This is a genomic window from Salinicola sp. (assembly GCF_982684285.1).
In genome coordinates this window covers 1-1,130 of sequence record NZ_CEXLVS010000512.1, presented here as the reverse complement: position 1 = coordinate 1,130, position 1,130 = coordinate 1, and the positions used below count along the sequence as shown (strand labels likewise).

Here is a 1,130-nt window from a genome sequence, read left to right as displayed (position 1 = left end):
CACGCAGCTATATGCTAAATTTCAACCCGATGTGGTGGTCATAGATTTATCGATGCCGGGCATTGGTGGTTTAGAAGCTATTCGTCGTTTAATTAAACAAAATAACAGTGCTAGAGTATTGGTATATAGCATCCACGATGAAGCGATCTATGTAGAACGAGCCATGCAGGCCGGAGCGAAAGGATATGTCAGTAAAAATAGTGCGCCCGAAATTCTAGCTGAAGCGATACAAGCCGTGGTGAAGGGTGAGTTATACATAGAGTCTGGATTGAGAGTTGAAACCGGTCACATTGCCCAAAATGAAGCGGAACAATATCGCGAGGTGGTGGACTTATTATCGCCACGCGAATTTGATGTATTTTGCTTAGTTGCCAAAGGCATGACTGCCCATGAAGCATCCGAACAACTTTGTTTGGGTTATAAAACCGTGGCGAACTACAACACCCAAATCAAACATAAATTGAATGTCAGCACCGCAGCAGACTTAGCCCATATCGCAATGGTGTTAGGTATTATTAAACATTAAATTTATGTGCGACTTCGTAGTGAATTTTGGGGATTTTGCTTTCCCTAGTAATCGAACTTTCTTTAGATCGGACGTGGCTCAGTTTAACTTCAGTTAGGTCTCAATGATTTAACCAAAGTGGATTTTGGCTTCCAGATCATTGCGAGAATCCGCATTTCTTAACGCTTCATCCAAACTGATACGACCATCTTTATAAAGAGTGATTAATGCATCGTCAAAGGTTTGCATACCATCAGCCCCACTGTTAGCCATCGCTTCTTTGATTTCATTCAAGCTACCTTTTAAGATTAGGCTGGCAATATGAGGTGTATTCAACATCACTTCGATTGCTGCACAGCGTTTGCCGTGCACATCCGGAATTAATCGTTGAGATATCACCGCACCTAAGTTGGCAGAGATGTCCATGAAAAGCTGTTTATGTTGGGCTTGATCGAACATATTGATAATACGTTCCATTGCTTGATTAGCGTTATTAGCATGCAAGGTTGAAATACATAAGTGACCTGGGTTGGCGAGCTCTAAAGCCGCTTCCATGGTTTCTCTATCGCGGATTTCGCCAATTAAAATAACATCTGGCGCATCCCTCAAACTGGCTTTAAGTGCA

Annotated in this window: 2 protein-coding genes; one reads left to right on the top strand and one right to left on the bottom strand. The window is 42.3% G+C overall.

The genetic code is table 11. The annotated features are described in order from the left end of the window. A partial coding sequence (locus tag AC3AYF_RS21550) for a response regulator (RefSeq protein WP_487780511.1) occupies nucleotides 1-526 on the top strand: 526 nt, incomplete at its 5' end. Nucleotides 527-634: 108 nt separating this feature from the next. Here the strand turns inward: AC3AYF_RS21550 and AC3AYF_RS21545 are convergent. Continuing rightward, on the bottom strand, nucleotides 635-1,130 hold a 496-nt coding region (locus AC3AYF_RS21545), incomplete at its 5' end, for an ATPase, T2SS/T4P/T4SS family (RefSeq protein WP_487780510.1).